Origin of the sequence: Bifidobacterium sp. UBA6881, assembly GCA_002451435.1 — a bacterium.
Lineage (GTDB): Bacteria > Actinomycetota > Actinomycetes > Actinomycetales > Bifidobacteriaceae > Bifidobacterium.
This window is the reverse complement of sequence record DKCF01000015.1, coordinates 7,126-7,411: the sequence shown is the minus strand read 5'-3', so window position 1 is coordinate 7,411 and position 286 is coordinate 7,126. Positions and strand designations below refer to the sequence as shown.

Genomic DNA, 286 nt, shown 5'->3' with positions numbered 1-286 from the left:
CACCGGGCAGCGTGACCACATGCGCGGTGCGCGGTGCCGCGTCGATCAATGCGGTCAGGTTGCTTTCCGCTTTGGATTGCGCGAATTCCTCGATTGCCTCGCCGGAGGAGATCATCAGCACCACGGCCCATGCGGCCCAGTATTCCTGCACGGCCACCGTCGAGGCGATCGCGACGACCGCCAGCAGATCGACGCCGACGTGTCCGTGCCGCAAATCGTCGATCATGCCTTTAACCGTCACGACGATCGTGTATGCGACCAGCGCGATCACCAGCCATTGCCCGAC

General features: G+C 63.6%; 1 pseudogene. It reads right to left on the bottom strand.

Annotation, left to right across the window (positions count from 1 at the left end):
- Positions 1-286: pseudogene (locus B3C64_RS01165) on the bottom strand (heavy metal translocating P-type ATPase); the annotation flags it as partial.